The sequence below is a fragment of the Streptomyces sp. NPDC028305 genome, from assembly GCF_055569495.1.
The window spans coordinates 94976-121791 of the sequence record NZ_JBVHTN010000006.1; the positions used below are offsets into that span (position 1 = coordinate 94976).

Annotated in this window: 24 protein-coding genes; 6 read left to right on the forward strand and 18 right to left on the reverse strand. The window is 73.1% G+C overall.

Going from position 1 to position 26816, the window contains the following annotated elements:
* Nucleotides 1-14: 14 nt before the first annotated feature.
* Nucleotides 15-1082, forward strand: a complete 1068-nt coding sequence (locus ACZ4WQ_RS25750) for a hypothetical protein (protein WP_311729141.1) — start codon at nucleotides 15-17, stop codon at nucleotides 1080-1082.
* Between the two features lie 16 nt (nucleotides 1083-1098).
* On the opposite strand, the gene ACZ4WQ_RS25755 is transcribed toward ACZ4WQ_RS25750, so the two are convergent.
* Nucleotides 1099-1632, reverse strand: a complete 534-nt coding sequence (locus ACZ4WQ_RS25755) for a GbsR/MarR family transcriptional regulator (RefSeq protein ID WP_398377431.1) — start codon at nucleotides 1630-1632, stop codon at nucleotides 1099-1101.
* Nucleotides 1633-1733: 101 nt separating this feature from the next.
* Between ACZ4WQ_RS25755 and ACZ4WQ_RS25760 the strand changes: the two genes are divergently transcribed.
* A complete protein-coding gene (locus ACZ4WQ_RS25760; protein ID WP_361190713.1) occupies nucleotides 1734-2648 on the forward strand; it encodes an ABC transporter ATP-binding protein in 915 nt (304 codons plus the stop codon).
* Nucleotides 2645-4300: an ABC transporter permease gene (locus tag ACZ4WQ_RS25765; RefSeq protein ID WP_361190716.1), complete on the forward strand. Its 1656-nt coding sequence runs from the start codon at nucleotides 2645-2647 to the stop codon at nucleotides 4298-4300. The genes ACZ4WQ_RS25760 and ACZ4WQ_RS25765 overlap by 4 nt, the downstream gene beginning before the upstream one ends.
* Nucleotides 4301-4380: 80 nt before the next feature.
* Here the strand turns inward: ACZ4WQ_RS25765 and ACZ4WQ_RS25770 are convergent, their stop codons facing one another.
* From ACZ4WQ_RS25770 to ACZ4WQ_RS25830, 13 genes are all read right to left on the reverse strand, one after another.
* Nucleotides 4381-5610, reverse strand: a complete 1230-nt coding sequence (locus ACZ4WQ_RS25770; protein WP_398377411.1) for a cytochrome P450 — start codon at nucleotides 5608-5610, stop codon at nucleotides 4381-4383.
* A gap of 9 nt (nucleotides 5611-5619) precedes the next feature.
* Entirely contained in the window at nucleotides 5620-6561 is a 942-nt protein-coding gene (locus ACZ4WQ_RS25775) for an alpha/beta hydrolase family protein (protein WP_398377412.1), read from the reverse strand.
* 403 nt (nucleotides 6562-6964) lie between these two features.
* Nucleotides 6965-8215, reverse strand: coding sequence for a kynureninase (gene kynU, locus ACZ4WQ_RS25780; protein ID WP_398377414.1), 1251 nt, complete (start codon nucleotides 8213-8215; stop codon nucleotides 6965-6967).
* The gene (locus ACZ4WQ_RS25785) at nucleotides 8208-9050 is read right to left on the reverse strand and encodes a tryptophan 2,3-dioxygenase family protein (RefSeq protein ID WP_358846905.1); all 843 of its coding nucleotides are present in this window, start codon (nucleotides 9048-9050) and stop codon (nucleotides 8208-8210) included. Before ACZ4WQ_RS25785 ends, kynU begins: the two co-directional genes overlap by 8 nt.
* A gap of 155 nt (nucleotides 9051-9205) precedes the next feature.
* On the reverse strand, nucleotides 9206-9619 hold the full coding sequence (locus ACZ4WQ_RS25790; RefSeq protein WP_311729148.1) for a DUF3151 domain-containing protein: 414 nt from the start codon (nucleotides 9617-9619) through the stop codon (nucleotides 9206-9208).
* Nucleotides 9620-9679: 60 nt separating this feature from the next.
* Nucleotides 9680-11242 carry an MFS transporter gene (locus tag ACZ4WQ_RS25795; RefSeq protein ID WP_398377433.1) on the reverse strand — a complete coding sequence of 521 codons (1563 nt, stop codon included), beginning with the start codon at nucleotides 11240-11242 and terminating at the stop codon, nucleotides 9680-9682.
* Nucleotides 11243-11526: 284 nt separating this feature from the next.
* Nucleotides 11527-12549, reverse strand: a complete 1023-nt coding sequence (gene fbaA, locus ACZ4WQ_RS25800; protein ID WP_311729149.1) for a class II fructose-bisphosphate aldolase — start codon at nucleotides 12547-12549, stop codon at nucleotides 11527-11529.
* 211 nt (nucleotides 12550-12760) lie between these two features.
* A complete protein-coding gene (gene pyrE, locus ACZ4WQ_RS25805; protein ID WP_311729150.1) occupies nucleotides 12761-13300 on the reverse strand; it encodes an orotate phosphoribosyltransferase in 540 nt (179 codons plus the stop codon).
* Between the two features lie 34 nt (nucleotides 13301-13334).
* Nucleotides 13335-14156 carry an aldose epimerase family protein gene (locus ACZ4WQ_RS25810; protein WP_385351536.1) on the reverse strand — a complete coding sequence of 274 codons (822 nt, stop codon included), beginning with the start codon at nucleotides 14154-14156 and terminating at the stop codon, nucleotides 13335-13337.
* Between the two features lie 81 nt (nucleotides 14157-14237).
* The gene (locus ACZ4WQ_RS25815) at nucleotides 14238-15053 is read right to left on the reverse strand and encodes an SRPBCC domain-containing protein (RefSeq protein ID WP_398377416.1); all 816 of its coding nucleotides are present in this window, start codon (nucleotides 15051-15053) and stop codon (nucleotides 14238-14240) included.
* 88 nt (nucleotides 15054-15141) lie between these two features.
* Entirely contained in the window at nucleotides 15142-16791 is a 1650-nt protein-coding gene (locus ACZ4WQ_RS25820) for a polyamine aminopropyltransferase (protein WP_385351542.1), read from the reverse strand.
* Nucleotides 16792-16912: 121 nt separating this feature from the next.
* Nucleotides 16913-17431 (reverse strand): DUF2617 family protein, encoded by a 519-nt coding sequence (locus tag ACZ4WQ_RS25825; protein ID WP_311729154.1) that lies wholly within the window; start codon nucleotides 17429-17431, stop codon nucleotides 16913-16915.
* 295 nt (nucleotides 17432-17726) lie between these two features.
* Nucleotides 17727-18011: a hypothetical protein gene (locus tag ACZ4WQ_RS25830; protein ID WP_398377417.1), complete on the reverse strand. Its 285-nt coding sequence runs from the start codon at nucleotides 18009-18011 to the stop codon at nucleotides 17727-17729.
* Between the two features lie 177 nt (nucleotides 18012-18188).
* Here ACZ4WQ_RS25830 and ACZ4WQ_RS25835 point away from each other — a divergent pair, with 177 nt between their 5' ends.
* A complete protein-coding gene (locus tag ACZ4WQ_RS25835; RefSeq protein ID WP_398377419.1) occupies nucleotides 18189-19379 on the forward strand; it encodes a pyridoxal phosphate-dependent aminotransferase in 1191 nt (396 codons plus the stop codon).
* A 134-nt stretch (nucleotides 19380-19513) separates the two neighbouring features.
* Entirely contained in the window at nucleotides 19514-20722 is a 1209-nt protein-coding gene (locus ACZ4WQ_RS25840) for a hypothetical protein (RefSeq protein ID WP_398377420.1), read from the forward strand.
* Nucleotides 20723-20785: 63 nt separating this feature from the next.
* Here the strand turns inward: ACZ4WQ_RS25840 and ACZ4WQ_RS25845 are convergent, their stop codons facing one another.
* Complete coding sequence (locus tag ACZ4WQ_RS25845) at nucleotides 20786-21322, reverse strand: YbjN domain-containing protein (protein ID WP_311729158.1); 537 nt, start codon at nucleotides 21320-21322, stop codon at nucleotides 20786-20788.
* Between the two features lie 167 nt (nucleotides 21323-21489).
* Nucleotides 21490-24081: an ATP-dependent chaperone ClpB gene (gene clpB / locus ACZ4WQ_RS25850; RefSeq protein WP_311729159.1), complete on the reverse strand. Its 2592-nt coding sequence runs from the start codon at nucleotides 24079-24081 to the stop codon at nucleotides 21490-21492.
* 132 nt (nucleotides 24082-24213) lie between these two features.
* Here clpB and ACZ4WQ_RS25855 point away from each other — a divergent pair, with 132 nt between their 5' ends.
* Entirely contained in the window at nucleotides 24214-24618 is a 405-nt protein-coding gene (locus tag ACZ4WQ_RS25855) for a pyridoxamine 5'-phosphate oxidase family protein (protein ID WP_358849397.1), read from the forward strand.
* A gap of 55 nt (nucleotides 24619-24673) precedes the next feature.
* Here ACZ4WQ_RS25855 and ACZ4WQ_RS25860 read toward each other — a convergent pair whose 3' ends face one another.
* Nucleotides 24674-25042: a cupin domain-containing protein gene (locus tag ACZ4WQ_RS25860; RefSeq protein WP_311729161.1), complete on the reverse strand. Its 369-nt coding sequence runs from the start codon at nucleotides 25040-25042 to the stop codon at nucleotides 24674-24676.
* 74 nt (nucleotides 25043-25116) lie between these two features.
* Nucleotides 25117-26652, reverse strand: coding sequence for a glycine betaine/L-proline transporter ProP (gene proP, locus ACZ4WQ_RS25865; RefSeq protein WP_398377434.1), 1536 nt, complete (start codon nucleotides 26650-26652; stop codon nucleotides 25117-25119).
* Nucleotides 26653-26816: the final 164 nt, after the last annotated feature.

Below are 26816 nucleotides of genomic sequence, written 5' to 3' on the forward strand. Positions count from 1 at the left end.
GAGGAAGGACCGAGGTGTCGGCTCCAGATCCCTGGCAGATTCCCCCGGACGCCGTCCGGGGCCGCCCCCTGCTCGTGCTCATCGACCCCACCGCCCGGCGAACGGACGGGGAGTCGGTGCGGATCGCGAAAGATGTGTTGTGTGCGGGCGCCGCAGCGAAAATCTGCCTGCCGGACGGGCCCGACGAGGTCGAGCGGGCGCTCGCCCGCCGCGGCAGCCGCCGCCCCGTGGTCGTCGGTGACCACCGGGCCCTGCTGCGGACCGTGGAGCTGCTGCACCGCAAGCGGCAGCTGGCGGACGCGGCGCTGTCGATGGTGCCGGTGGGCGGCTCGGCGACGCTGGCGCTGGCCCGCGCCCTGGGGCTGCCCACGGACGCGGTGAGCGCGGCGCGCACGGCGCTGGACGGCTCCGCGCACCGGCGGGATCTGCTGGTCGACGAGAGCGGCGGGGTGGTCCTCGGGGGCTTGAGGATCTCCGGCGAGGACGCCACCGCGTACGGGGCCGGGGCCGGGGCCGAGGTCGGCGGGTGCGGCTTCGCGCCGTACGACGCGGCGTACGAGGCTCAGAACCGGGAGGCGCAGGACGAGGCGCAGGACGGCGCGCCGGACGGCGACAGCGGGCTCGACGGCGACGGGCCCGACGGCAAGAGGCCCGGGCGCGACCTGGGGCACGGCGCGCCGGGCGGCCATCAGCCGTGGTGGACCCCGGCGGCCCGCACCGCGCGCTCCGCGCTGACGCTGCTGTCGCTGCCCGGCGGCATCGGCCTGGGCGGCTCCCGGCGGCGCGTACGGCCGCCCGCGCAGCGGCTGCGGGTGGAGGCGGACGGCGTGCTGCTGGCCGATCTGGACCGGCCGGTCGAGCGGGTCTCGGTGTCCACGGGCACCGCGGGCGGCGGCCTGGCCGAGGTCGTGATCCACGCGCGCGCCGGTGCCGGTCCGGTCCGCGCGCGGGCCCGGGCGATCACCGTCTCGGGCCCGGACTTCCGCTACCGCGCGGACACCCTGGCCCGCGGCCCGGTGCGCACCCGCACCTGGACGGTTCTCACCGAGGCCTGGCATCTGATGCTCCCCCGAGGAGGCTGAGCAGGGGGTGTCCGGCTTAAGGCGCGCTGTTGTTCCGCTGCTCCCCCACATGGAAGCGGGCCCGCCAGCGCGCCAGCATGTCGAGCAGCTCCGCCTGCATGAACTCGTAGAACTCCGCGGTCCTGATCGCCCGCGCCCCCGCCGGGGTGTCCGGGCCGAGGACCTTCGCGCCGTCCTGCATCGTGCGCTGCCAGCGTTCGAGGATGTGGTCGCGCTTGGACACGGCCTCGTACCAGACCTCGTTGTACAGGCGGTACTGGTCGCGCCGCGAGCCCGGCTCCCGCTCGCGGGTGATCAGGTTCACCTGGGCGAGGTAGCGGACGGCGCCGGAGACGGCGGCCGGGCTGATCTGGAGCCGCTCGGCGATCTCGGCGGCGGAGAGCTTGCCGGAGTCGGAGGCGAGAAGCACGGCGAAGACCCGGGCGCCCATCCGCTGCATCCCGGACTCGGTCATGTCCGCGGCGAACCGCTCGACGAACTGCGCCACCGCCTCTTCGTCGCGCGCGAAATCGTCGTCCGCGCCTTTGTGCGCGCCCTCCTGCCGCGTCACCTCCGTCACCACCTCATCATCTCCCCTCGCCGCTTGTTCAATATCAGTTTATACGCTTCCCTAACTTCACAATTTTGTGAAACTAGCGTAGCTTCTGAAGCATGACAACGGCAATCTCCACCTCCGGCCTCCACAAGTCATTCGGCCGAACCCATGCGCTGGACGGCCTCGACCTGGAGGTCGAGACAGGCGAAGTCCATGGCTTCCTCGGGCCGAACGGAGCCGGGAAGTCCACCACCATCCGCGTCCTGCTCGGCCTGCTGCGGGCCGACGGCGGAGCGGTCCAGGTCCTCGGCAAGGACCCCTGGCACGATGCGGTCGAGCTGCACCGCCGCATCGCGTACGTACCCGGCGACGTCACCCTGTGGCGCAACCTCAGCGGCGGCGAGGTCATCGACCTGTACGGGCGGCTGCGCGGCGGTCTCGACCAGGACCGGCGGGCAGAGCTGCTGGAGCGGTTCGAGCTCGACCCCACCAAGAAGGGACGCACCTACTCCAAGGGCAACCGGCAGAAGGTCGCGCTGGTCGCCGCCTTCGCCTCGGACGTCGATGTGCTGATCCTGGACGAGCCGACCTCCGGGCTCGACCCGCTCATGGAGGAGGTCTTCCGCGACTGCGTGATCGAGGAGCGGGACCGGGGCCGCACGGTGCTGCTGTCCAGCCACATCCTCAGCGAGGTCGAGGCGCTGTGCGAGCGGGTCAGCATCATCCGCAAGGGCCGCACCGTCGAGACCGGCTCGCTCGCCGAGCTCCGCCACCTCACCCGCACCTCCGTCACCGCCGAGCTGGTCGGCCCGCCCAACGGCCTGTCCGGCCTCCCCGGCATCCACGACCTCGACGTCCAGGGCAAGCGCGTCAAGCTCCAGGTCGAGACCGACAAGCTGGACGCCGTGCTGCGGCAGCTCAGCGAGTCGGGCGTGCGCAGCCTGACCAGCACCCCGCCCACCCTTGAAGAGCTGTTCCTGCGCCACTACCAGGACGACATCCGCGAAGAGGCAGAGGTGGCCGCCCGATGACCGCCGTAGCGGACACCCGCGCCACGACCCCGGAGCGCACCGGCTCCCGCGACCTGGCCGGCACCGGCACGCTGCTGCGGCTCGCGCTGCGCCGCGACCGGGTCATGATCCCGGTGTGGGTGCTGGCCATCGGCATGACCGGCAGCAGCGCCCTCGGCCGGCTCAAGAGCACGTACGAGACGGCCGCCGACCGGGCCAAGGTCGTGCAGGACATGAACGGCAACGGCTCGATGCGGTCGATGCTCGGCGTCGCGTTCGGCGACTCGTACGGCGCGCTCTCCGCCTGGCGCGTGGGCGTCTTCCTCGCCGCGTTCGCCGGGATCATGAGTGTGCTCCTGGTGATCCGGCACACCCGCGAGGAGGAGGAGTCGGGCCGCCAGGAGGCGCTGTCGGCCGGCATGGTCGGCCGCCGCGCCGGCCTGACCTCCGCCCTGCTCACCATGGGCATCGCCAACGCCGCCATCGCCCTGCTGATCACGGCCACGCTCGCGGGCGAGGGCAGCGGTGGCGCGCTCGCCTACGGCCTGGCCGTCGGCCTCACCGGCCTGGCCTTCGGCGGGCTGGCCGCCATCGCCGCCCAGGTCACCGAGAACGCGCGACTGGCCAGGGGTCTGGCCGCCGGTGCCGTCGGCATCGCGTACATGCTGCGCCTGCTGGGCGACGCGGCCCAGGACGGGTCGAAGGGCTCCGGCCATGTGCTGGTGTGGCTCTCGCCGATCGGCTGGGCGGAGTACACGCGGCCGTTCGCGAACGAGCGGTGGTGGGTGCTGCTGCTGCTGGCCGCCTTCACGGCCGTCTCGTTCGCCGTCGCCTACTCCCTCGCGGGCCGCCGCGACATCGGCGCCGGCTTCTTCGCGTCCCGCCCCGGCCCCGCCTCCGCCGGCCGCTCCCTCCAGGGCCCGTACGGCCTGGCCTGGCGCCTCCAGCGCGGCACCCTGATCGGCTGGGGTATCGGCATCGCCCTCTCCGCCGCCGGGCTCGGCGGCGCCGCCAACGGCGCCGACAGCATCATCGGAGACAGCCAGAAGAACCGCGACCTCATCGAGCGCCTGGGCGGGGCGCAGAACCTGAACGACGCCTTCCTCGCCGCCATGGTCACCGTCCTCGGCGTGGTCCTCACGGTCCACACCGTCAGTGCGGTGCTGCGGCTGCGCAGCGAGGAGACCGACCAGCGCGCGGAACCACTGCTGGCCAACGCCGTCAGCCGACTGCGGTGGGCCGCGAGCCACCTCGTCATCGCCTATCTCGGCCCGGTCGCCGTCCTCGCCGCCGGCGGGCTGACGATGGGCCTGGTCTACGGAGCCGCGTCCGACGACCTGGGCGGCGAGCTGCCGCGCGTCCTGGGTGCCATGCTCGCCCAGGTCCCGGCGGTGTGGGTGGTCACCAGCCTGGTGGTCTTCCTCTTCGGCCTGCTGCCCAACTACACCGCGTCCCTCGGCTGGGCCGTGGTCGGGGTGGTCGTCGCCATCGGCTGGCTCGGCCCGGCGCTCGACGCGCCCCAGCCCGTGCTGAACCTCTCGCCCTTCAGCCATCTGCCCAAGCTCCCGGGCGAGAGCCTGTCGGCGGCGCCCTTCCTGTGGCTCCTCCTCCTGTCGGCCGTCCTGACGGTCGCGGGGCTGGTGGGGCTGCGGCGCCGCGACATGACCAACTGACGCCTCCCGTCAAGCCGGAACCCCCGCCGTCGTCCACACCCTGTGGACAACGGCGGGGGTTCCGGGCATCCGGCGCGGGCTCAGACCTCGACCAGCAGCTCCCGCAGCCCCCGGATCACAAACCCGGGGTTCCACCGCGGCTCCTCGACCAGCCGCAGCCCGGGCGCCTTCCGCAGCAACGCGCCGAACGACGCGGCGAGTTCGAGACGAGCCAGGGGCGCGCCCAGGCAGTAGTGGATGCCGCCGCCGAAGCTGAAGTGGGGGTTGTCCGTACGGGACAGATCGAGGCGGTCGGGGTCCGTGAAGCGCGCCGAGTCGCGGTTGGCCGACCCGAAGAGCATCGCCACCTCGCTGCCGCGCGGGATGACCGTCCCGCCGACCTCGATGTCGTCCAGCACCCACCGCTCGAACAGCTGCAACGGCGTGTCGTAGCGCAGCAGTTCGTCGACCGCGGTGGGCAGCAGCGCGTCGGGGTCGGACCGCAGGAGCGCGAGCTGGCCGGGGTTGCGGAAGAGGGACAGCCAGCCGTTGCCCGTGGAGTTGACCGTGGCCTCGTGGCCGGCGTTCAGCAGCAGCACACAGGTGGAAATCATCTCCTGCTCGGACAGCCGGTCCCCCTCGTCGTACGCCGCGACCAGCCCGCTGATCAGGTCCTCGCCCGGGTCCCGGCGGCGGGCGGCGATCAGCTCGCGCAGATACGCGGAGAACTCGACGGAGGCGCGGACCGCGCGCCGCGCGGTCTCCTCGCCCGGGTTGAGCTCGAACATCCCGCAGATGTCCGCCGACCAGGGGCGCAGCGGCGCGCGGTCGGCGGGCGGAATGCCCAGCATCTCGGCGATGACGGCCACCGGCAGCGGCTCGGCCACCGCCGCCACCAGGTCGCCGCCGCCCTCGGCGACGAACGATTCGACCAGCTCGTCCGCCAGCCGCGCGACGGTCGGCGCGAGCCGCTCGACCATGCGCGGCGTGAACGCCTTGGACACCAGCCGGCGCAGCCGGGTGTGGTCCGGCGGCTCCAGGTCCAGCATGCCGTGGCCGTTGAGGGTGTGGAACGGCTCGTGCTCGGGCGGCGGGGCGGTGCGGCCGAACTCCTCGTGGCTGAAGCGGTGCAGATAGGTGCGGCCGAGGCGGCGGTCGCGCAGCAGGGCCCGGACGTCCTCGTAGTGCGGGATCAGCCACTGCCGGGACGGTTCGAAGTAGTGCGCGCGGCCCCCCGCGCGCAGCGCCGCGTACCCCGGATAGGGATCGGCGACGAACGACGGCTCCCACGGGTCGAAGGAGGCCGGGGCGGGTGCTGCGCTGCTGCTCATACTCGGACGCTACTTCTCTCTCGTTCTGCGGGCCGCATGGGCGATCTCCTCGGCGACCGTGCGCGCGGCGGGGGCGGTGGGGTCGATCAGCGGGAAGTGCCCTGCCGAGGCGAGCCGCACCAGCCGGACCGGCTGCCCCGCGCCGCGCGCGGCCCCCGCGAACGCCTCGGCGACCCGCGGCGGGACGTCGATATCGGTGGCGCCCTGCACGACGGTGGTGGGGACGGCGGTGGGGAGCAGCGCGGCGGGGTCGGCCAGCGGCAGCCGCTCCGGGTGGTGCGCCTCGCCGTCGAGGAACTGGTCGACGGCGTCGGAGCACACCCGCAGCTCGCGCGCCGTGGCGAAGTCCGCGATGGGGGCGAGGGCGACCACGCCGCACACGGGGGGAGGCGCGGGGAGATGCCAGGGGCAGTCCGGCGGCAGGACATGGCGGGCCGCCGCCCACAGCGCGGCGTGCCCGCCCGCGGAGTGCCCGGCGAGCACGACCCGCGCCGGGTCCACGGGCAGCGCCAGGCCCCGCGCGAGCCCCGGCACGGTGTCCACGGCGGCCGCGATGTCGTCCAGCGTCTCCGGCCACCGCCCGGCGTGGTGCTCTTGTCCCCCGCCCCGGCGGTACTCCACCGATGCCACCACGAACCCGCGCCGCGCGAGATACGCGGCGAACGGCGAGACGTGACGCCGGTCGTACGGGGCGCGCCAGGCGCCGCCGTGGAACAGCAGCACGAGCGGGGCGTGGTGCGGGTCCGCCTCGGACGGAGGGAGATGGAAGTCGACCACCTGGTCCCGGTGGTCGCCGTAGGCGGCGACGCGGTCGGGAGGCACGGTGGCGAGGCCGAAGAGGGACGCCTCCTCGGCCTCGGCGGACGCCTTCGCGGACGCGGCCGGGTCCGGGGCCGGGTTCGCGGCCGGGTCCGCGGCCGGGTCCGGGGCCGGGTCCGGTCGGCCGGTCAACGCCGGCTCCCCCGCCCGTACGGCCGGCCCGTCCCCGGCCGCCCGGGCTCGGCCGCGCAGGGGCGAGAGGCCCCGTGCGAACCCCTCCCGGGACGCCGGGCGAGGGGCCCCGCGCCCTGTCCCCGGACATCGGGGAAATCCCCCGTGCCCGGGCGCGCGCCCGGGGGCCCGGCGGCAACGGCCCGGTGCGGAGCCGCACCGTGCGGGCACCCGGCCAGGCCCCGTCCAGCGGGACGGCGCCCGAGGGTCCGGCGGGCCCACGCGCGGCGCGGCGCGCCGCCCCGCCGAAGGCCGGGGGCGGGCCTACCGGGCTTTCGGCCGACACAACACACGGGCACCGCCCGGCGACAGCCGGAGGAGGGCGCCAGGACGGCGAACCGGGCGCACCTCGTCTGATGCGGCACTAGGCCACCTCCCCCGGCGCCCCCGCCAGCACCGCGGCCAGCACGCGCGCCGCGCGCTCGGTGTCGGCGAAGCCCGTGTAGAGCGGGGTGAAGCCGAAGCGCAGCACGTCGGGGTGGCGGAAGTCGCCCACCACGCCGCGCCGGATGAGCTCGGCCATCACCTCGCCCGCGTCCGCGCAGCGCAGCGCGACCTGGCTGCCGCGCTCCCCGTGCGCGGCGGGGGTGAGGGACTCGACGCGCCCCGCCGGGACGTACGCGCCGACGCAGCGCAGGAAGAAGTCCGTCAGGGCCAGGCTCTTGGCCCGCACGGCGGCCGTCGAGACCCCGTCCCAGACGTCCAGCGCGGCCTCCAGCGCGAGCATGGACAGGATGTCGGGGGTGCCGACACGGCCGCGCAGGGCGCCATCGGCCGGGACGTACGCGGGCGCCATCCCGAAGGGGTCGGCGTGGGAGTTCCAGCCGGGCAGCGGGGAGTCGAAGCGGGGCTGGTGCTCGCACGCGACGTACAGGTAGGCGGGCGAGCCGGGCCCGCCGTTGAGGTACTTGTACGTACAGCCGACCGCGAGGTCGACCCCGTGCTCGTCGAGCCCGACCGGCAGCGCGCCCGCGCTGTGGCACAGGTCCCAGACGACGAGGGCGCCCGCGGCGTGCCCGGCCGCCGTGATGCCGGGCAGGTCGTGGAGGCGGCCGGTGCGGTAGTCGACGTGGTTGACGAGCGCGACGGCGGTGCGCGGGCCGACGGCGGCGGCCATCTCGGCCGCCGGTACGGGCCGCAGGGCGCAGCCGGTCATCCGGGCGGCGGACTCGGCGATATAGCCGTCGGTGGGGAAGGTGGACTCGTCGACGAGGATCTCGTCCCGGGCCACATCTCGCCCCGCTGACCGCCCCTGGGCGATCCGTATGGCGCCGACGAGCGCCTTGAAGACATTCACGCTGGTCGAGTCGCCGACCACCACCTGCCCGGGCGCGGCCCCGACGAGCCGCCCCACGCGGTCGCCGATCCGCTCCGGCGCGGTCCACCAGCCGCTCTCCCCCCAGGAGCGGATGCGCAGCCGCCCCCACTCGCGGGCCACGACATCGGCCAGCCGGGCGGGGACGGCGGCCGGCAGGGCGCCGAGCGAGTTGCCGTCGAGGTAGACCGTGTCGTCGAGGACGAAGTCGGCGCGCTTGGCGCTGAGCTCGTCGGCGGCGTCCAGCTTCGCCGCCTCCTCGGCCAGGGAGGCGGTGGCGGACGCGTTCGGCTCAGACATGGCTGCGCGCCGTCCACAGCTCGGGGAAGACGTTCTTCGTCGCCCGCTTCTCCAGCCAGGCGACCCCCGCCGAGCCGCCCGTGCCGGTCTTGGCCCCCATGGCCCGCCGGGTCGCGACGAGGTGGTCGTTGCGCCAGCGCCACACCAGCTCGGCGACCTCCGTGAGCGCCTCCCCGAGGCGGGCCGGAGCGCTGTCCTCCGGGCCGGAGTAGACCTCCTCCCACACCCGCTCGACCGCGGGGTCCGGCTCGTACCGCCGCGTCGGATCGCGGTCCAGCACGGACTCCGGGACGGCCAGGCCCTGGCGGGCCAGATAGCCCAGCACCTCGTCGTAGAGGCTGGGCTCGGTCAGGGCCTTCTCCAGCTCCGCGTGCACCCGCGGCGCGCCCCGGTGCGGGACGAGCATGGACGCGGACTTCTCGCCGAGCAGGAACTCCAGCCGCCGGTACATCGCGGACTGGAAGCCCGAGCCCTCGCCGAGCGCGGAGCGGTAGGAGTTGAACTGGCCGGGCGTGAGATGCGCGAGCGGCTTCCACGACGCGTTGAGCGATTCGAGCTCGTACGTGGAGCGCTTCAGCGCGGCCAGCGCGGTGGACAGATCGTCCTCGCGCAGCGCCTGCGCGGCGGTGTGCCACTCGTGGACGATGACGGTGAACCACAGCTCCATGACCTGGGTGGTGACCAGGAACACCATCTCTCCGGGGTCCTCGGAGAGCGGGTGCTGGAGGTGGGTGAGCACGGACGCCTGGACGTAGTCCTCATAAGGCGTCGTGCCTTGGAAGTCGAGATTCGGGGCGTCCGGCTCGGCTTCGTACGGGGCAGGCTGATGCGACATCGCTGTCTCCTGAGTCTGCTACCGGGTAGCGGTCCGCCCCTTCCTGATCGGCGTCGGAGCCCCGGTCCCCTCGGGACCCGCCATCGACGGGCCCCGAGCGCATCATGCGTGCCATGCGCACTTATCGCAAGTGCGCTGCCGGGCCTCAGGAGTCCTCAGGAGAGGGTGTCCGCCGCCGTCGGAGAGCTGTCCCGCAGGAACGTCGAGCAGCGCTCGTACTCCTCCTGCTCACCGATGGCCTGGGCGGCGCGGGCCAGCGCGTGCAGCGCACGCAGAAAGCCGCGGTTGGGCTCGTGCTCGAAGGGCACGGGCCCGTGGCCCTTCCAGCCGCTGCGCCGCAGCGCGTCCAGGCCGCGGTGGTACCCGGTGCGGGCGTACGCGTACGACTCGACCACGCGTCCGGCCTCGAAGGCCTCGTCGGCGAGCTGCGCCCAGGCGAGGGAGGAGGCCGGGTACTTCGCCGCGACCTCGGCCGGAGCGGCGCCGGAGGCGAGCAGCTCACGCGGCTCGGGGTCGTCGGGCAGATGGGTCGGGGGCGGTCCCCCGAGCAGATTCTCATGAATGGCCATGGACCCCAGTCTGCCTGGTCCGGGCCCGGGCGGGGGGCGTCCCGGACAGCCGTCCGGCCCTCAGCAGCCCGGGACGCGCCGCGAGGCGTCGCCCGGATCCAGCGGTGGGGCGCCCACGCCGCAGTGGTAGACGCACTCGGGACGGCACGGCCCCGGGGCGCCCTCCTCCGCCGCCGCCGCGGGAGCGCCCGCGGGCCCGGCCGTAGGCCCGGCGGCGGGCGCGGGCTCGACGGCCCCCTGCTCCAGCACATCCGGCCGTACCGTGCACCAGGCCACGACGGCGCCCAGCACCAGCACCCCGGCACAGATCGGCATCGCGCGGTCGAAGGTCGCCTGGAACTGGTGCGCCGACCGGTACGCCTCCGGCCCCATCCCGGCCAGCAGCGGCAGCGCCGCCACCGAGATCAGGCCCGCCGCACGGGCGGCCGCGTTGTTGATGCCGCTGGCCAGACCCGCGCGCTCCACCTCCACCGAGGCCAGCACGGTCGCGGTGAGCGGGGCGACCAGCGTCACCATGCCCAGGCCGAGCACCAGCAGCGCGGGCAGCACATCCCGCCAGTAGACCGCCCCCGGCCCGGCCCGCGTCATCAGCAGCATCCCCACCGCGCACAGCAGCGGCCCGACGGTCAGCGGGATCCGCGGCCCGATACGCCGCCCCAGCTCACCGGCGCGCGCCGACAGCAGCAGCATCAGCACGGTGGTCGGCAGCAGCGCGGTGCCCGCGGCGAGCGCGGAGTAGCCCACCACGACCTGGAGCTGAAGCACGGACAGGAAGAAGAAGCCGCTGAACGCCGCGTACACGCACAGCGTCACCGCGTTGACGGCGGTGAACTGGTGGGACGCGAAGATGTCCAGCGGCAGCATCGCGTCCGACGCACGCCGCCGCTCCACGTACACGAAGGCCACGCCCAGCAGCACGCCCAGGAGGGCCGGCACGATCACGGCGGCCGAGACCCCGGCGACGGGCGCGGCGATCAGCGCGTAGGTCACCCCGCCGAGCGCCAGCGCGCCCAGCGCGGCGCCCAGCACATCGAACCGCCCGTGCGCGCGCGGATTGCGGGACTCGGGGACATGCCGCAGGGCGACCGGCGCGCACACCAGCGCCAACGGCACGTTCAGGAAGAACACCCAGCGCCAGCCCGGCCCGTCCACCAGCCAGCCGCCCACGAACGGCCCGATCGCCGCCCCGACCCCGCCGAACCCGGACCACAGGCCGACCGCCCGCGCCCGGTCGTCCGGGTGGAAGGTCGCCTGGATCAGCGCCAGGGACCCCGGCGTGAGCAGCGCCCCGCCGATGCCCTGGAGCGCGCGGGAGGCGATGAGCACCCCGGCGTTCGGCGCCAGCCCGCACAGGAGGGAGGCGACCGAGAACCACACCACGCCGATGACGAAGACCTTCCGCCGCCCGAATCGGTCCCCCAGCGCCCCGCCCAGCAGGATCAGCCCGGCGAGGGTGAGCATGTAGGCGTTGATGGTCCACTGGAGAACGGCGAGATCGGCGTTCAGGTCGAGGCCGATGTGCGGCAGGGCGACATTGACGACGGTGCTGTCGAGCAGCGCCATCGCCGAGCCCAGCACGGTGGTGAACACGACCCAGCGCCCGGCCGCGGAGGAAAGCCGCATCGTCCCGGCACGCTCCGCCCCCGCCCCGCCCGCCCCGGACGGCGCGGAACCCGAGGGCCTGTGCTCGCGGCGCGGCCCGACACCCGGCCCGGTATCACCCATACCAGGATCCTCCTCGCCCCCGCCCCTCCCCGCCAACCCGAAACCCAAGATCCGGGGGCCGGAGTGCCGGCTCGGGGTCCGGGGCGGAGTCCCGGTTCGGGAAGGGGCGGGGCGGGGAGAAAGCCGCGGGCCCGGCGCCCCCACCGTGGGGGTACCGGGCCCGCAGAAACCGCGTCGCCGCGTTACTTCAGCTTGGTGCCCGTGGAGCGCAGATCCGCACACGCCTTGGTGACGCGCTCGGACATGCCCTTCTCCGCCAGCTTGCCCCAGCTCCGCGGGTCGTACGTCTTCTTGTTGCCGACCTCGCCGTCGACCTTCAGCACACCGTCGTAGTTGCGGAACATGTGGTCCGCGATCGGCCGCGTGAAGGCGTACTGCGTGTCCGTGTCGAGGTTCATCTTCACCACGCCGTTCTCCAGCGCGGTGCGGATCTCGTCCTCCGTGGAGCCGGAGCCGCCGTGGAAGACGAAGTCGAACGGGTCGGCCTTGCCGTACTTCGCGGAGATGCCGTCCTGGAGATCACGCAGCAGCTCCGGGCGCAGCACGACATTGCCCGGCTTGTAGACGCCGTGGACGTTGCCGAAGGAGGCGGCCAGCAGGTAGCGGCCCTTGTCGCCCAGGCCGAGCGCCTCCGCGGTCCGCTCGACGTCCGCGACGGTGGTGTACAGCTCGTCGTTGATCTCGTGCGAGACGCCGTCCTCCTCGCCGCCGGTCGGGGTGATCTCGACCTCGAGGATGATCCGGGCCTTGACGGCCTCGGCGAGCAGCTCCTGCGCGATCCGGAGGTTCTCGTCGAGCTTCTCCGCGGAGCCGTCCCACATGTGGGACTGGAAGAGCGGGTTCCGGCCGGCCGCGACGCGCTCCTGCGAGATCGCGATCAGCGGGCGCACATACCCGTCCAGCTTGTCCTTGGGGCAGTGGTCGGTGTGCAGGGCGATGTTGACCGGGTACTTCTCGGCGACGATGTGCGCGAACTCGGCGAGGGCGACCGCACCGGACACCATGTCCTTGCTGTACTGACCACCCAGGAACTCCGCACCACCGGTGGAGATCTGGACGATGCCGTCGCTCTCCGCCTCGGCGAAGCCGCGCAGCGCGGCGTGCAGAGTCTGCGTCGAGGTCACGTTGATCGCCGGGTAGGCGAACTTGCCTGCCTTCGCCCGGTCGAGCATCTCGTTGTAGATCTCGGGGGATGCGATGGGCATCTGTCCGCTCCTTGTGATGTGCGGGTGTCGGTTCTTGGCCCTGACCTAGGAAAACCGCGGGGGCGACGTCACTGTCACGGCCATCTTCCCAGACTCCGTCCTTTGCTCCACACGGCGCACGGCGGGATGACTCGGACGGGGGGTGGTGGTTTCACGTGAAACCACCACCCCCCGTCATCAAGTGTCCAACGCGGCCGCCCGCAAGCGCGCCTCAGCCGAGGTCGAGGTCGGCCAGCGAGTACGCGTGCAGATAGCGCAGCCCCGCCTCCGCGATCGCCGGCGCGGCCCCGCGCTCGACGATCGTCGCGACCGCCACGACCTCCGCGCCCGCCTCACGCGCCGCCTCGACGGCGGTGAGCGGCGAGCCGCCCGTGGTGGAGGTGTCCTCGACCACCAGCACCCGGCGGCCCTTGATGTCCGGGCCCTCGATCCGGCGCTGCATGCCATGGGTCTTCTGGGCCTTGCGCACGACGAAGGCGTCGAGCCTGCGGCCCCGCGCGGCGGCGACATGCAGCATGGACGCGGCCACCGGGTCGGCGCCGAGCGTGAGCCCGCCCACCGCGTCGAAGTCCAGGTCAGCCGTGGCGTCGAGCATGACCTGGCCGACCAGCGGCGCCGCCTCGGAGTCCAGGGTGATCCGGCGCAGGTCGATGTAGTAGTCGGCCTCCAGCCCGGAGGAGAGGGTCACCTTGCCGTGGACCACGGCCTTGTCCTTGATCTGCTGTAGCAGGGCGTCACGCGCATCGCTCATGGCCACGAGCCTAGACCGCTGTCCCGCCGGCGCCTCACCCGAGCCGTCGCCAGCTCCAGGTCATGGCGATCTCCAGCGGGTCGATGGGGGTGACCAGGCGCGGGAGGGTGTTCAGCCCGTTGGGCGGGCCGGACTGCGGCTCCACGCAGACGGCCTCCGCCTGCTCGTCGTAGACGACGACCCACTCGGTGCGGCTGGCGACCTTGAGCTCCAGCCGGCCGGGCCAGGTGAGCGTGACGTCCACGCCCTGCGACATGCCGAAGCAGTCGTCCCAGGGGCCGGGGCGGGGCTCGATCCGGCGGCCGGTGGGCAGGTGGTTCTCGCCGCGCTCCTCCTGCCAGTCGGGCTGGAAGGAGATCTCCACGGCGGTGCCGGCGCCGTCACCCGGGAGGTTGCGCAGAAACCACGGGTGCCAGCCCGCCTGCGCCGGGAAGGACTCGTCCTCGGTCTCCACGCTCATCGTGGTCGTCAGGGAGTCCGGAGTCAGCTGGAAGGTCTGGGTGACCCGCCCGCGGTACGGCCACGGGTCGGCGAGGTCGTAGGTGAAGGCCGCGGTGGCGGAGTCGGCGCTCACCGTGCGCCAGGCGGTGTCCCGCCCCGTGCCGTGGATCGCGTGCGGCGGCGCGTTCACGGGCAGTTGATGGCTCCGGCCGCCGTTACGGAACTGTCCGTGTTCGACCCGGCCGCACCAGGGCACCATCGGGAACGACCCGAACTTCGGGCCCTGCCGCAGCAGCTCCGTACCGCCGATGCGCAATGAGCCGACGCGGCAGCCGCTGTCGGGCGCGACGGTCAGCTCGACGTCCCCGGCGCTCAGCCGTACGCCGCGGGTATCCGTACTCTCTTCGGTGGTCACGCCCCCGACCTTATGCGCCCGCGCACGCCTCGCTCACCTTCCGCTGCGATCACTTTCCGCGGCGCTCACTTTCTGCGGCGCTCACTTTCTGCGGCGCAGCACCCGGCTGACCACGACGGCGGAGGCGATCACCACTGCGGCGGCGGGCGCGGCCCAGCGCAGTGCAATACCGGAGGACACGGTCTCGGGCGCGGGCACCGGGGCGTAGCGGCCGCGCGGCGGGGCGTGGTCGACCTCCTCCGTGGAGCGGCCGATCATCGTGCGGCGGGCGTGTGCGGCCTCCGCGGGGGGCTCGTCGCCGAGGTCGCCCAGCTCGTCGAGGTCGCTGAGGTCGCCGACCTCGGCCACGTCCTCGATGTCTTCGATGTCCTCGACATCGGCGATGTCATCGATGTCGTCGACGTCGTCGAGATCCCCGACGTCATCGACGGCCACCTCCTCGACGTCGTCGAGCGTGACGACCGGGTCGCTCTCCAGGCCCGCGGCCAGCGCCGCGCCGAAGCGGTCCAGCATCCGGCGGCCGACCGTGGCGGCCGCCTCCTCGTCGAACTCCGCCAGCCGCCCCTCCCTGCGCACGGCCCCGGAGCAGATCAGCGCGGTCCCTCCGGCCACGGCCTTCAGCGCCACGGTCAGCGCGAGCTTCACCGAGCCGCCGCCGCGCGCCTCCGTCCCCTCGCCCTGCGCCTCGAAGTCACCGCCGCGCGCCGCGACCCGCAGCGAGCCGCGGTAGGTGATGGTCGAGCCGCCGATCCGCAGTCGGAGCCGCCCGGCGAGCGGGCCGGCCGTTTCATCGGCGTCCTGCTGGAGCCCGGGAACGCAGCGGGCGACTCGGTCGGACTCCGTGAGCGCCAGCCGGACGGTGTCGACGGGAAACGGAACGAACACCTCATGCTCCATAGCTCAAGACACTACCCATCGCGCCTCCCGTGAGACCCGTTCCCGCGCGACTTTCACCGCGCACCCGCGTGAATTCCGGGCGGCGGGGTCACGGCGCGTACCGCGGGTGCGTCAGCGTCGAGGCGGGCAGCCCCGGCTGCCGCTGGCGAGCCGCCTCCCGCACGCCCGCGCGCAGCGCGTCCGGCGTCAGGGTCCGCGGGCGCGGACCGCGATCGGGCAGGGCCGGCCGGACCGGGGCGCGCCCGGCCAGCACAAAGCCCCAGTCGCCGCCCGGCGGCCGCCCGCCGACCGTGTACGGCGTGGTCCGCAGGCCGACGGAGCGCACCGTCGCCTCGACCGTCCAGTAGGCCCTCGGGTCGGCGCTCAGCGTTCCCGCGTGCACCGCGAGCCGCCCGCCGGGCGTCAGCACGCGCTCGGCCAGCCCGTAGAACTCCTGGGAGTAGAGCTTGGTGCTGGGGGTGACGCCGGGGTCGGGCAGATCGCAGATCACCACGTCGTACGCGCCGGAGGAGCCAGAAGAGTCAGAGGAGCCGGACGGGCCAGGCGAGCGGGGGCCGTCGGCCGGGCCGTAGGGACTTCCCGCCCCGCGCAGCCAGCCGAACGCGTCGGCGGTCACCACCCGCACCCGCGGATCGCGGTAGGCGTGCGCGTTCAGGGAGGTCAGCCCCGGGTCGGTGCGGGCCAGGCGCACCACCTCCGGGTCGAGTTCGACCACGGTGACCGAGCGGACCCCGCCGTACCGCAGCACCTCGCGCGCCGCGAGCCCGTCGCCGCCGCCGAGCACCAGCACATGCCGGTGCGGCCCGGCCATCGCCGGGTGGACCAGCCCCTCGTGGTAGCGGAGCTCGTCGCGCCCGCTGACCCGCAGCCGGCCGTCGAGGAAGAGGGACAGCGGCCGCCCGTCCGCCCCACCGCCGGTCAGCACGATCTCCTGGACGCCGGTCCGCACGGCGACCCGTATGTCCGGCCCGTACACGGCTCGCCGGGTGGCCCGCTCGAAGGCGGGGGTCAGCGCCGCGGCGGCGGCCAGCAGGGCGAGCACCACCACATTGGCCACGACCAGCGTCCACCGCGCCCGCGCGCTCAGATCGCGGCGGAACAGCCACAGCACCAGCGCCCCGCCCGCGACCGCGTTGACCGCGCCGGTCAGCAGCGCGCCGGTGAGCTGGCCGAGCGCGGGCAGCAGCAGAAAGGGGAACGCCAGCCCGCCGACCAGCGCGCCCACGTAGTCCGCCGCGAACAAGTCGGCCACCGCGCCGCCCGCGTCCTGCCGCCGCACCCGCTGGATGAGGGTCATCAGCAGCGGCACCTCGGCGCCGATCAGCACCCCGATCGCCAGCGAGAAGCCGACGAGTGCGGCGCGCGACTGCCCGGACCAGACGAAGCACGCGTACAGCGCCATCGCCGAGCAGCCGCCGACCAGCGCGAGCACCGCCTCGATCGCGCCGAAGCCGACGGCGGCGCGGCAGCGCAGCCGCTTGGCCAGCAGCGAGCCGAGGCCCATGGCGAAGACCATGACGGACAGCACGACGGACGCCTGGGTGACCGAATCGCCCATCAGATAGGAGGCGAGGGCGACCAGTTCGAGCTCGTAGACCAGCCCGCAGGCGGCGCAGACGAAGACGGTGCCGAGCACGAGGAAGCGGCCGAGCCCGGGCGGCACGGGCAGCCGCGCCGGGCGCTCGGGCTCGGGGAGAGGTGGCGCGCTCGGGGTGGCGGGCACCGACGAATCGATCACGAAGGGCACGCTACGTCACACATCACTCACGCTTTGTCACCCACACGGAGGCAATGGCCGCCGCTCATCCGTGCCTAGAGCCCCTCTTCTCAGGGCGAGACCGGGTTCGAGGGGTCGGGCGTCAGAGCGCCGCCGCCACCCGCGCCCCCATGCACGTACGCGTCGCCACCAGCCGCCCCTCCTGCGGATAGGCGTGCCAGGTCCGCCAGCTCACCTTCCCGTCCCGCCACTGCGCGACCATCGCCGTGAACGCGTGCGGGCTGCCGGGAAAGGTGCCGGCCAGCCCGTGGGGATGGTCCGCGACCAGCGCGAGCAGTTCCTGCGCGCGCCCCGCGAACGCGTCGCGCGACAACTCCTCCACGCGCGCCGCGAATTCGTACTCACGGCCGTCGACCAGGGTGGAGACGCCCATCGGGAGCGGGGTGCTGTTGCCCGACATACAGGCCACGGTCTCCGAGCAGGAGCCCCCCTCGCCCTCCAGGAGAACCTGGTGGGAGGCGCCGAGCAGCCTCAACTGCACGGAGAACTCACGCAGCCGCAGATCGAGCACGGCCAGGGCCGGCAGCGGTTCCCGCCCCAGACTCCAGGCGAGGTCGTCGGCGCGGGTGTCGGTATAGGCAGTCTTGAGGGTCGTGAGCATGGGTCGGCTCCGCAAACAGCGCAGGGGGAAGAGATCGGCCGGCCCGCCCCGCCGTGAGCCGGGCGCGTTCGGATGCGCCGAAGCGTGCCCACGCGGGGTCCGTGGGGTCGGTGGTACACGGAATCATGGAATGAGCGGGCAGCACATCGTTTTTACCCATCTTCGCCAGGTTTCCACCCCTGCGGGCGCCTATCAGTTCATGTGTTCAATAGGCACTGGCGCCCAACATAAGTGCGCCCGGCGTGCGTTGGCACGCCGGGCGCACAGGCGGGTGGAGAAGCTGACCCCCCGTGAGTCAGCTGCTCCCTCCGCAGCCACCACCGCCGCCGCTCGACGAGCCGCCCCCACACGACGACCCGCTGCCTGCGCACGAGTGGTGATGTCCTCCGCTGTGTCCCCCGTGCCCCCCGTTTCCGTGTCCTCCGCCCCCGTCACTCCCGGCCCACCAGCTGCTGTCGTCGGCCCCGCCGCCGTACGCCGAGCTGCCCCAGGCCCGGGCCCGCCGGGTCCGCGCGGTGCCGAGCGCGGCCAGCACCGCGACGGCGAACGCCACCACGATCAGGACGACCATGAAGGTCATCGGACCTCACTCCCTTCCGTTCCCCCGTGTCCCCCGTGTTCGGTCCGGTGTCCGGTATCCCCCGTACTCTCCCCCGTACTCCCCGTATCAGGTCACCGGTCCCTACCTGTCATGAACGATGCCCGGGCAGCCGGAGTGTCAAAGCGGAGTTGAGGAACTCCAGAGGTTAGGCGCAGGATGGCCCCCATGGGACGACCGCTGCTCAACCGCCGCCTGGCCGAATTCCGCACCACGATCTTCGCCGAGATGTCCGCGCTCGCCGTGCGCACCGGCTCGATCAACCTCGGCCAGGGCTTCCCCGACAGCGACGGCCCCGAAGAGGTACGGGAGGCCGCGGTCCGCGCGCTGCGCGACGGCCACGGCAACCAGTACCCGCCCGGACCGGGCGTCCCCGAGCTGCGCACCGCCGTCACCGAGCACCAACAGCGGTGGTACGGGCTGTCCTACGACCCGGACCGCGAGGTGCTGGTCACCGCGGGCGCCACCGAGGCCATCGCCGCCTCGCTGCTCGCGCTGGTGGAGCCGGGCGACGAGGTGATCGCCCTCGAGCCGTACTACGACTCGTACGCCGCCTGCATCGCGATGGCCGGCGGCACCCGCGTCCCGGTCACGCTCCGCCCGGACGTCACCGGGCCCCGCCCCGCCTTCCGGCTCGACCTGGACGAGCTGCGCGCCGCGGTCACCGACCGCACCCGGCTCATCCTCCTCAACACCCCGCACAACCCCACCGGCACCGTGCTCAGCCGCGCCGAGCTCGCCGCGGTCGCCGAGCTCGCGGTCGAGCGCGATCTGCTGGTGGTGACGGACGAGGTCTATGAGCACCTGGTCTTCGGCACCGAGCACACCCCGCTCGCCTCCTTCCCCGGCATGCGCGAGCGCACCGTCACCATCAGCTCGGCGGGCAAGACCTTCTCCTTCACGGGATGGAAGGTCGGCTGGATCACCGGCTCGCCGGAGCTGGTCGCGGCGGTCCGCTCCGCCAAGCAGTTCCTCACCTACGTCTCCTCCGGCCCCTTCCAGTACGCGGTCGCCGAGGCCCTGCGGCTGCCGGACAGCTACTTCCACGGCATCCGCGAGGACCTGCTGGCCAAGCGCGATCTGCTGGCCGGCGGCCTCGCCGACGCGGGCTTCAGGGTCTTCCGCCCCTCGGGCACGTACTTCATCACCACCGACATCCGCCCCCTCGGCGAGACCGACGGCTTCGCCTTCTGCCGCGCCCTCCCCGAGCGCTGCGGCGTCGTCGCCATCCCGAACGCCGTCTTCTACGACCACCAGGACCAGGGCGCCCCCTTCGTCCGCTTCGCCTTCTGCAAGCGCGACAGCGTCCTGGAAGAGGCCGCGACCCGCCTCAAAACCCTCGCGGCCTGAAGCCACGCCCCCCGTACGGGTCACCCCGGTCGCGGCGGGGCGCGGGAGGGCGCATGGTCAGGGTGTGCCGAGCCCCGCCGCATTCCCGGGGCTCGGCACGCGACCGCCGTGTGTACCCCTCCGGGAGGTGCCCCGTGTCAGCCGACACCACCGCGCCCATACGGGCCCCGGAGCCGCCCGCACAACCCCCTGATCAGCGACGCACCGCGCACCGGCTGCGCGCGTCGCTGCGCCGGGCCGGGCCCGCGCTCGGGCTGTACGCCGCGAGCCGGCTGACCGGGCTGGTGTGCATGGCGGTCTGGGCCGGGTGGGTCGGCAAGCACCCGCGGACGCTGCTCGGCTACTCGTGGGACAGCGTCTGGTACGTGGACATCGTCCGGCACGGCTACAACAGCGCCCTGCCGCCGGACCCCGCCAAGCACGGCGTCCCCTTCAGCGACATGGCCTTCTTCCCGCTGTTCCCGATGCTCATGCGGACCCTCACCACCGTGCTGCCCATCACGGCGGTGACCGCCGGGCTGCTGGTCGCCTGGGTGGCGTCGGGCGTCGCGGCCTGGGGGATCCACGCCATCGGGGAGCGGCTGCACGGGCGGCGCGTGGCCACGGTGCTGGTGGTGCTGTGGGGGCTGCTGCCGCACGCGATCGTGCAGTCCATGGCGTACACCGAGCCGCTGCTGACCGCGCTGGCCGCCTGGTCGCTGTACGCGGTGCTGACCCGGCGCTGGGTGTGGGCGGGGGCGCTGGCCCTGCTGGCCGGGGCCTCGCGGCCGAACGGCATCGCCGTCGCGGCGGCGGTCTGCTGCTGCGCCGCCGCCGAGCTGTGGCGGGGCCGGGGCCGCGCACAGGGGTCCTGGCGGGTGTGGGCGGGCGCGGCGCTCTCGCCGCTGGGCTGGCTCGGCTATCTGGCCTGGGTGGGCTATCGGCGCGGCAGCTGGCGCGGCTACTTCGCCGTCCAGGACGAGTGGGGGTCCCGGTTCGACTTCGGCGCGAACGCCCTCCGGTTCGTCCGGTACCTGCTCATCGGCAAGGCGTCGTTCACGTACTTCGTGGCGCTGGTGATCCTGGGCGTGTCGCTGCTGCTGCTCGCGCTGCTCGCGGTGGACCGGCCGCCGATGTCGCTGCTGGTCTACACGCTGGTGCTGGTCGCCATCACCCTCGGGGGCAGCAACTACTTCGCCTCCAAGCCGCGCTTTCTGCTGCCCGCCTTCCCGCTGCTGCTGCCGATGGCGCTGGCCATGGCGAGAGCCCGGCCGCGCGCCGCCGTGCTGACCGGTGGCGCGCTGGCCGGGCTCTCCCTCGTCTATGGGACGTATCTGCTGACCGTGGCCCGCGCCCCCCTGTGAGCGCGGGTCCCCATGTGGGCACACGAGCGCTCCCGCCGGGGCGGGGCCGTGGGGCGGCGGCCGTCAGGCCTCGTCGTCGCCCGGCTTCTCGTCGCCGTCGGACTCGATGTCGGCCTCCAGGCCCAGCTGCTCGACCAGCCACTTGTCGAACTCGATCGAGGCCCGCACCCAGCTGACCGTGCTGGACACGAAGTGCTCCAGGCTGACGCCGGTGCCGATCAGCATCTGCGCCTCGCCGATCAACCGGACCGTGCCGTCGTCGTTGGTGTGGCTGTAGACCTTCGGCCACAGCGTGCGGCGGTTCCAGTCGTCGATCGCCTCGAGCAGCCGCGGCTTCTCGTCGATCTCGTGCGGCCGGTCGTAGAACGTCCGGACCGAGAAGACCTGCTGCTCCTCCTCACCACGGAACATGAAGTAGGTGCGGAACTGCTCCCACGGCGCGGCGAGGTCCCCCTCCTCGTCGACGACGTACTTCAGCTCCATCTGCTCCAGCAGCTGCTTGACCAGGTCCTGGTCGGGCAGCACGGGGCCCGTCGGACCCGTCGGTTGCGGCTCGGGCTGGCCCCCGAAATTCGGAATCGAGGACGGGTCGATGCTCACCGTGGATTTCCCTTCGTCTGGATACCGCCATCCTCCCTCACACCCGCCCCCACCGTGCAAGCCCGGACGTACTGGTTACGGCATCCGTTCATCGAAAGGCCCCGGCGGGGGCCCGTGGCGCCGGCGCCACGGGCCCCCGCCGGCCGCTCTCAGGCCGTCCGACGCGCCTACTGTGCCGGGCCGACCAGCAGGTCGTCGCCGACCCGGTCCACCCGGACCGTGTCGCCGTCCCGGACCTCGCCCGCCAGGATCTCCTTGGCCAGCCGGTCGCCGATCGCCGTCTGGACCAGGCGGCGCAGCGGCCGCGCCCCGTACGCCGGGTCGTTGCCCTCCTCCGCGAGCCAGGCCAGCGCGGCGGGGGTGACGTCCAGCTTCAGCTGCCGCTCGGCCAGGCGCTCGGCGAGCCGGTCGACCTGGAGCTCGGCGATGCGGGCCAGCTCGCTCCGGCCGAGCGCGGTGAACACCACCAGGTCGTCCAGCCGGTTCAGGAACTCCGGCTTGAAGGAGACCCGCACGGTCTCCAGCACGCTCTGCTTCTTCTCCTCCTCGCTGAGCAGCGGGTCCACCAGGTACTGGCTGCCGAGGTTGGAGGTGAGGATCAGGATGGCGTTCCGGAAGTCCACCGTCCGGCCCTGGCCGTCGGTGAGCCGCCCGTCGTCCAGGACCTGGAGCAGCACGTCGAAGACCTCGGGGTGGGCCTTCTCGACCTCGTCCAGCAGCACCACGCTGTACGGGCGGCGGCGCACCGCCTCGGTCAGCTGGCCGCCCTCCTCGTAGCCGACGTAGCCGGGGGGCGCGCCGACCAGCCGGGCGACGCTGTGCTTCTCGCCGTACTCGCTCATGTCGATGCGGACCATGGCCCGCTCGTCGTCGAAGAGGAAGTCGGCGAGCGCCTTGGCCAGCTCGGTCTTGCCGACGCCGGTCGGGCCGAGGAAGAGGAACGACCCGGTCGGCCGGTCGGGGTCGGCGATCCCGGCCCGGGTGCGGCGCACCGCGTCGGACACGGCCCGTACGGCCTCGGTCTGGCCGATCAGCCGCCGGCCGAGCTCGTCCTCCATGCGCAGCAGCTTCTGGGTCTCGCCCTCCAGCAGCCGCCCGGCGGGGATCCCGGTCCAGGAGGCGACCACATCGGCCACGTCGTCCGGGCCGACCTCCTCCTTGACCATCGTGCCGCGGCCCTCCTGGACCTCGGCCTCGGCCGCGGAGGCCTCCTCCAGCTCGCGCTCGACCGCGGGGATCTCCCCGTACAGCAGCTTGGACGCGGAGTCGAAGTCCCCGTCCCGCTGGGCCCGCTCGGCCTGTCCGCGCAGCTCGTCGAGGGTCTCCTTCAGCTCGCCGACCCGGTTGAGGCCCTGCTTCTCCTTCTCCCAGCGCGCGGTCAGCCCGCGCAGCTCCTCCTCCTTGTCGGCGAGGTCGCGGCGCAGCTTCTCCAGCCGCTGCCTGCTGGCCTCGTCGGTCTCCCGGGCGAGCGCCATCTCCTCCATCTTCATCCGGTCGACCGAGCGCTGGAGCTCGTCGATCTCGACGGGCGAGGAGTCGATCTCCATGCGCAGCCGGGAGGCGGCCTCGTCGACCAGGTCGATGGCCTTGTCGGGGAGGAAGCGGGAGGTGATGTAGCGGTCGGACAGGGTGGCGGCGGCGACCAGCGCGCCGTCCGCGATCTGCACCTTGTGGTGCGCCTCGTAGCGGCCCTTGAGCCCGCGCAGGATGGCGACGGTGTCCTCGACGGTCGGCTCGGAGACCAGCACCTGCTGGAAGCGGCGCTCCAGCGCGGCGTCCTTCTCGATCCGCTCGCGGTACTCGTCGAGGGTGGTGGCGCCGACCATGCGCAGCTCGCCGCGGGCGAGCATCGGCTTGAGCATGTTGCCCGCGTCCATGGCCGAGTCGCCGCCGGCGCCCGCGCCGACCACGGTGTGCAGCTCGTCGATGAAGGTGATGATCTGCCCGTCACTGGACTTGATCTCGGCCAGGACGGTCTTCAGCCGCTCCTCGAACTCGCCGCGGTACTTGGCGCCCGCGACCATCGCGCCCAGGTCCAGCGCCACCAGCCGCTTGTTCCGCAGGCTCTCGGGCACATCGCCCTTCACGATCCGCTGGGCCAGGCCCTCGACGACGGCCGTCTTGCCGACGCCGGGCTCGCCGATCAGCACCGGGTTGTTCTTGGTGCGCCGCGACAGCACCTGGACGACGCGGCGGATCTCCTGGTCCCGGCCGATGACCGGGTCGAGCTTGCCGTCGCGGGCGGCGGCCGTGAAGTCGGTGCCGAACTTCTCCAGGGCCTTGTACGTGCCCTCCGGGTCCGGGTTGGTCACCCGCTGCCCGCCCCTGGCCTTCTCGAACGCGGCGAGCAGCTTCTTGGCGGTCGCGCCCTGCTCGGCCAGCAGCTCGCCGGCCCGGCCGCCCTTGGCGGCGATGCCGATCAGCAGGTGTTCGGTGGAGACGTAGTCGTCGCCCAGGTCCTTGGCGCGCTGCCCGGCGTCCGCCAGCACCGCCAGCAGCTCCCGGTTGGGCTGCGGCGGGGCGACCGTCGACCCGCGCACGCTGGCCAGCCCGGCCAGCAGCCGCTCGGTGCCGTCGCGCACCACGGCCGCGTCGGTGTCCACGGCGGCCAGCAGATCCATCAGGTTCTCGTTGTCCTGGCCCTGCACCAGGGCCAGCAGCAGATGCGCGGGCGTCAGGTCCGCGTGCCCCGCGGAGACGGCGCGGTCATTGGCGGCGCTCACCGCCGCCCGGCTCTTGTTGGTCAGCTCGGCGTCCACGTCCCCGTGCTCCTCCTCATCGTGCTGATGGCACTCAATCCCTGCCGTGCCCAACATCCGTAAAGTTGAGTCTATTCCACTCAAGTGTGGCCGGTCGAGAGAGGGAACGCCCTGGCCGATAGATTGGCCACCATGGCTCTCGACCCCCGCGACCCCGACCCCGCCTACCTCGCCTTCTGGCGCGAGCGCCATGTGTGCACCCTGACCACACCGCGCCCCGACGGCACGCCGCATGTGGTCCCCGTCGGTGTCACATACGACCCGGCGGCCGGAATCGCTCGGGTCATCGCCAACAAGCACAGCCGCAAGGTCGCCCACGTCCAGGCGGCCGGCCCCTCCGGCGCGCCCGTCGCCGTCTGCCAGTTCGCCGGGAAACGGTGGGCGACGCTCGAGGGCCGGGCGGTGATCCGTACCGAGGCCGAGCTCATCGAGGACGCGGTGCGCCGCTACGCCGAGCGCTACGAGCGCACCCCCTCGCCCAACCCGGACCGGGTGCTGATCGAGATCACGCTCACCAGGGCGCTGGGCCGGGCATGAGCACGAGAGACGCCGCCGGGTCTCGCCCGGCGACGCCCCTGTCCCCCATCGCCACTCAGCTCGAACCTTTGGCCTTCGCGTAGTCGGTGGCCATCTCGCCGGCGACGTCGTACAACACGGCCGGTTCGTCACCGACCACCCATGCTTCATGCCCCGGCGGGACGACATAGACATCGCCGGGTCCGATCTCGGACTCCGCCCCGTCGTCCATCCGGACGCGCATCCGCCCCTGGGCCATGATCCCGCGGTGCGGCACCTCGCAGGTTTCCGTCCCGACTATGGGCTGGACCGACTCCCTCCAGCGCCAGCCGGGCTCGAAGGTGCCGACGGCGAAATCGAGACCGGTCAGGTGCAGGGCCTCGATGTGGCCCCGGGGAAAGTCGCGCCGCTCGTCGGGCTTATCGATCGTCTTGACTTCCAACATGGCGTTACCTCCTGTGCCGTACTTCCATCGTGCGCCTCGGAACCCCGCACCCGCACACATCGGACGAACCGAACTCACCGACCCTCGTCCCCGTCCCGGTGGTGCTGCACCGCCGCCCACGGGTGACGCAGTCTGATCCACACATCCCGCGCCCGCCGCCCCGCCCGGGCCCGGCTCAGGGCCACCAGCCTCCGGGCCTCGTCGACGGTCTCGACCATGGGCCCGGAGCCGCGCAGCGGCCTGCCCGCCGTCTCGTGCAGGAAGACCGTGGAGATCAGGCCGACGGCGCCCGCGGCCATCAGGTAGTACGCCGGCACCAGGGTGTCGCCGGTCGTGGCGACCAGCCAGGAGGCGACCAGCGGGGTGGTGCCGCCGAACAGCGACACCGAGATGTTGAACGCGATCGACAGGGCGCCGTAGCGCAGCCGGGTCGGAAACAGCGCGGGCAGCGTGGCCGCGCTGGTCCCCGCGAAGACCACCAGCAGCAGCCCCAGAATCACACAGCCCACGGCGGGCATCAGGATGCCGCCCGCCTGGATCAGCAGCACCGCCGGGAGCGCGAGCGCGATCATCGCCACACTGCCGGCCATGAACATCGGCCGGCGCCCCCAGCGGTCGGAGGAGCGGCCCACCACCGTGATCGTCAACGCGACGAGAATCATGGTGCCCAGCACCAGCACCTGGGCCGTGGTGGCGTCCTGGCCGAGGGTGGAGGTCATATACGTCGGCAGGTAGGACGTCACCATGTAGTTGGTGACGTTGTAGAGCAGCACCAGCCCCATGCAGATCAGCACGGCCTGCCAGTGCCGGGTGAAGATCTCCTTCAGCCTGCCCCTGCCGGACTGGCGCGCCTCCTCCACCGGATCCACGCCCGCGCGCCCGGCGCCGACCGCCTCCGCCGCCCGCCTCGCCTCCTGCTGGAACGCCGGGGTCTCCTCCAGCCGCAGCCGCATATACAGCCCGATCAGCCCCAGCGGCCCCGCGATCAGGAACGGCAGCCGCCAGCCCCAGTCGACCATCCCCCGGTCGCCGAGGACGGCGGCCAACACCGTCACCACACCGGACCCCAGCGAATAGCCGACGAACGTCCCGAAGTCCAGCCAGCTCCCCAGGAAGCCCCGGCGCCGGTCCGGGGCGAACTCGGCGATATACGTGGTCGCCCCCGCGTACTCGCCCCCGGTCGAAAACCCCTGCACCACCCGGCACGCCAGCAACAGCAGCGGGGCCGCGATGCCGACGGACGCATAACTGGGCAGCAGCCCCACCGCGAAGGTGCCGATCGCCATCATGATCATGGTGGTCGAGAGCACCCGCCGCCGCCCGATGCGGTCCCCCAGCGGCCCGAAGACCAGCCCGCCCAGCGGGCGCACCAGGAACGCGACCGCGAAGGTGGCGAAGGTCGACACCACCTGCGTCGCCGGTGAACTCGACGGGAAGAAGACCTTGCCGAGGGTGACCGCGACATACGCGTAGACGCCGAAGTCGAACCACTCCATGGTGTTTCCGACCGCCGTGGCGGCGACCGCCCGGCGCAGCCGCGGCCGGTCCACGACCGTGACATCCGAGAGGGACAACGGCTCCTTGCGGCGGCGCAGCAGCGTCCGCAGCATCCGATCGGTGCGCTCGCTCCCGGCGCCCCGCCCCGCCCTGCGGGTGCGGCGCACGGGATGACGGGGTGGCGTGCGACCAGTACTCATCCACTTCCCTGCCGACGGGCGTCGGCACCTGCTGCCCCCTTCCCCCATCCTGCGCCCGGGCGCACACGGCCGCACGG

Bases quoted from the DNA above. Each gene is read 5' to 3' on its own strand.
- ACZ4WQ_RS25760 (WP_361190713.1), top strand. From the start codon at position 1,734: ATGACAACGGCAATCTCCACCTCCGGCCTCCACAAGTCATTCGGCCGA.
- ACZ4WQ_RS25765 (WP_361190716.1), top strand. From the start codon at position 2,645: ATGACCGCCGTAGCGGACACCCGCGCCACGACCCCGGAGCGCACCGGC.
- ACZ4WQ_RS25770 (WP_398377411.1), bottom strand. From the start codon at position 5,610: ATGAGCAGCAGCGCAGCACCCGCCCCGGCCTCCTTCGACCCGTGGGAG.
- kynU (WP_398377414.1), bottom strand. From the start codon at position 8,215: ATGTCTGAGCCGAACGCGTCCGCCACCGCCTCCCTGGCCGAGGAGGCG.
- ACZ4WQ_RS25785 (WP_358846905.1), bottom strand. From the start codon at position 9,050: ATGTCGCATCAGCCTGCCCCGTACGAAGCCGAGCCGGACGCCCCGAAT.
- ACZ4WQ_RS25790 (WP_311729148.1), bottom strand. From the start codon at position 9,619: ATGGCCATTCATGAGAATCTGCTCGGGGGACCGCCCCCGACCCATCTG.
- ACZ4WQ_RS25795 (WP_398377433.1), bottom strand. From the start codon at position 11,242: ATGCGGCTTTCCTCCGCGGCCGGGCGCTGGGTCGTGTTCACCACCGTG.
- fbaA (WP_311729149.1), bottom strand. From the start codon at position 12,549: ATGCCCATCGCATCCCCCGAGATCTACAACGAGATGCTCGACCGGGCG.
- pyrE (WP_311729150.1), bottom strand. From the start codon at position 13,300: ATGAGCGATGCGCGTGACGCCCTGCTACAGCAGATCAAGGACAAGGCC.
- ACZ4WQ_RS25815 (WP_398377416.1), bottom strand. From the start codon at position 15,053: ATGGAGCATGAGGTGTTCGTTCCGTTTCCCGTCGACACCGTCCGGCTG.
- ACZ4WQ_RS25825 (WP_311729154.1), bottom strand. From the start codon at position 17,431: ATGCTCACGACCCTCAAGACTGCCTATACCGACACCCGCGCCGACGAC.
- ACZ4WQ_RS25830 (WP_398377417.1), bottom strand. From the start codon at position 18,011: ATGACCTTCATGGTCGTCCTGATCGTGGTGGCGTTCGCCGTCGCGGTG.
- ACZ4WQ_RS25835 (WP_398377419.1), top strand. From the start codon at position 18,189: ATGGCCCCCATGGGACGACCGCTGCTCAACCGCCGCCTGGCCGAATTC.
- ACZ4WQ_RS25855 (WP_358849397.1), top strand. From the start codon at position 24,214: ATGGCTCTCGACCCCCGCGACCCCGACCCCGCCTACCTCGCCTTCTGG.
- ACZ4WQ_RS25860 (WP_311729161.1), bottom strand. From the start codon at position 25,042: ATGTTGGAAGTCAAGACGATCGATAAGCCCGACGAGCGGCGCGACTTT.
- proP (WP_398377434.1), bottom strand. From the start codon at position 26,652: ATGCTGCGGACGCTGCTGCGCCGCCGCAAGGAGCCGTTGTCCCTCTCG.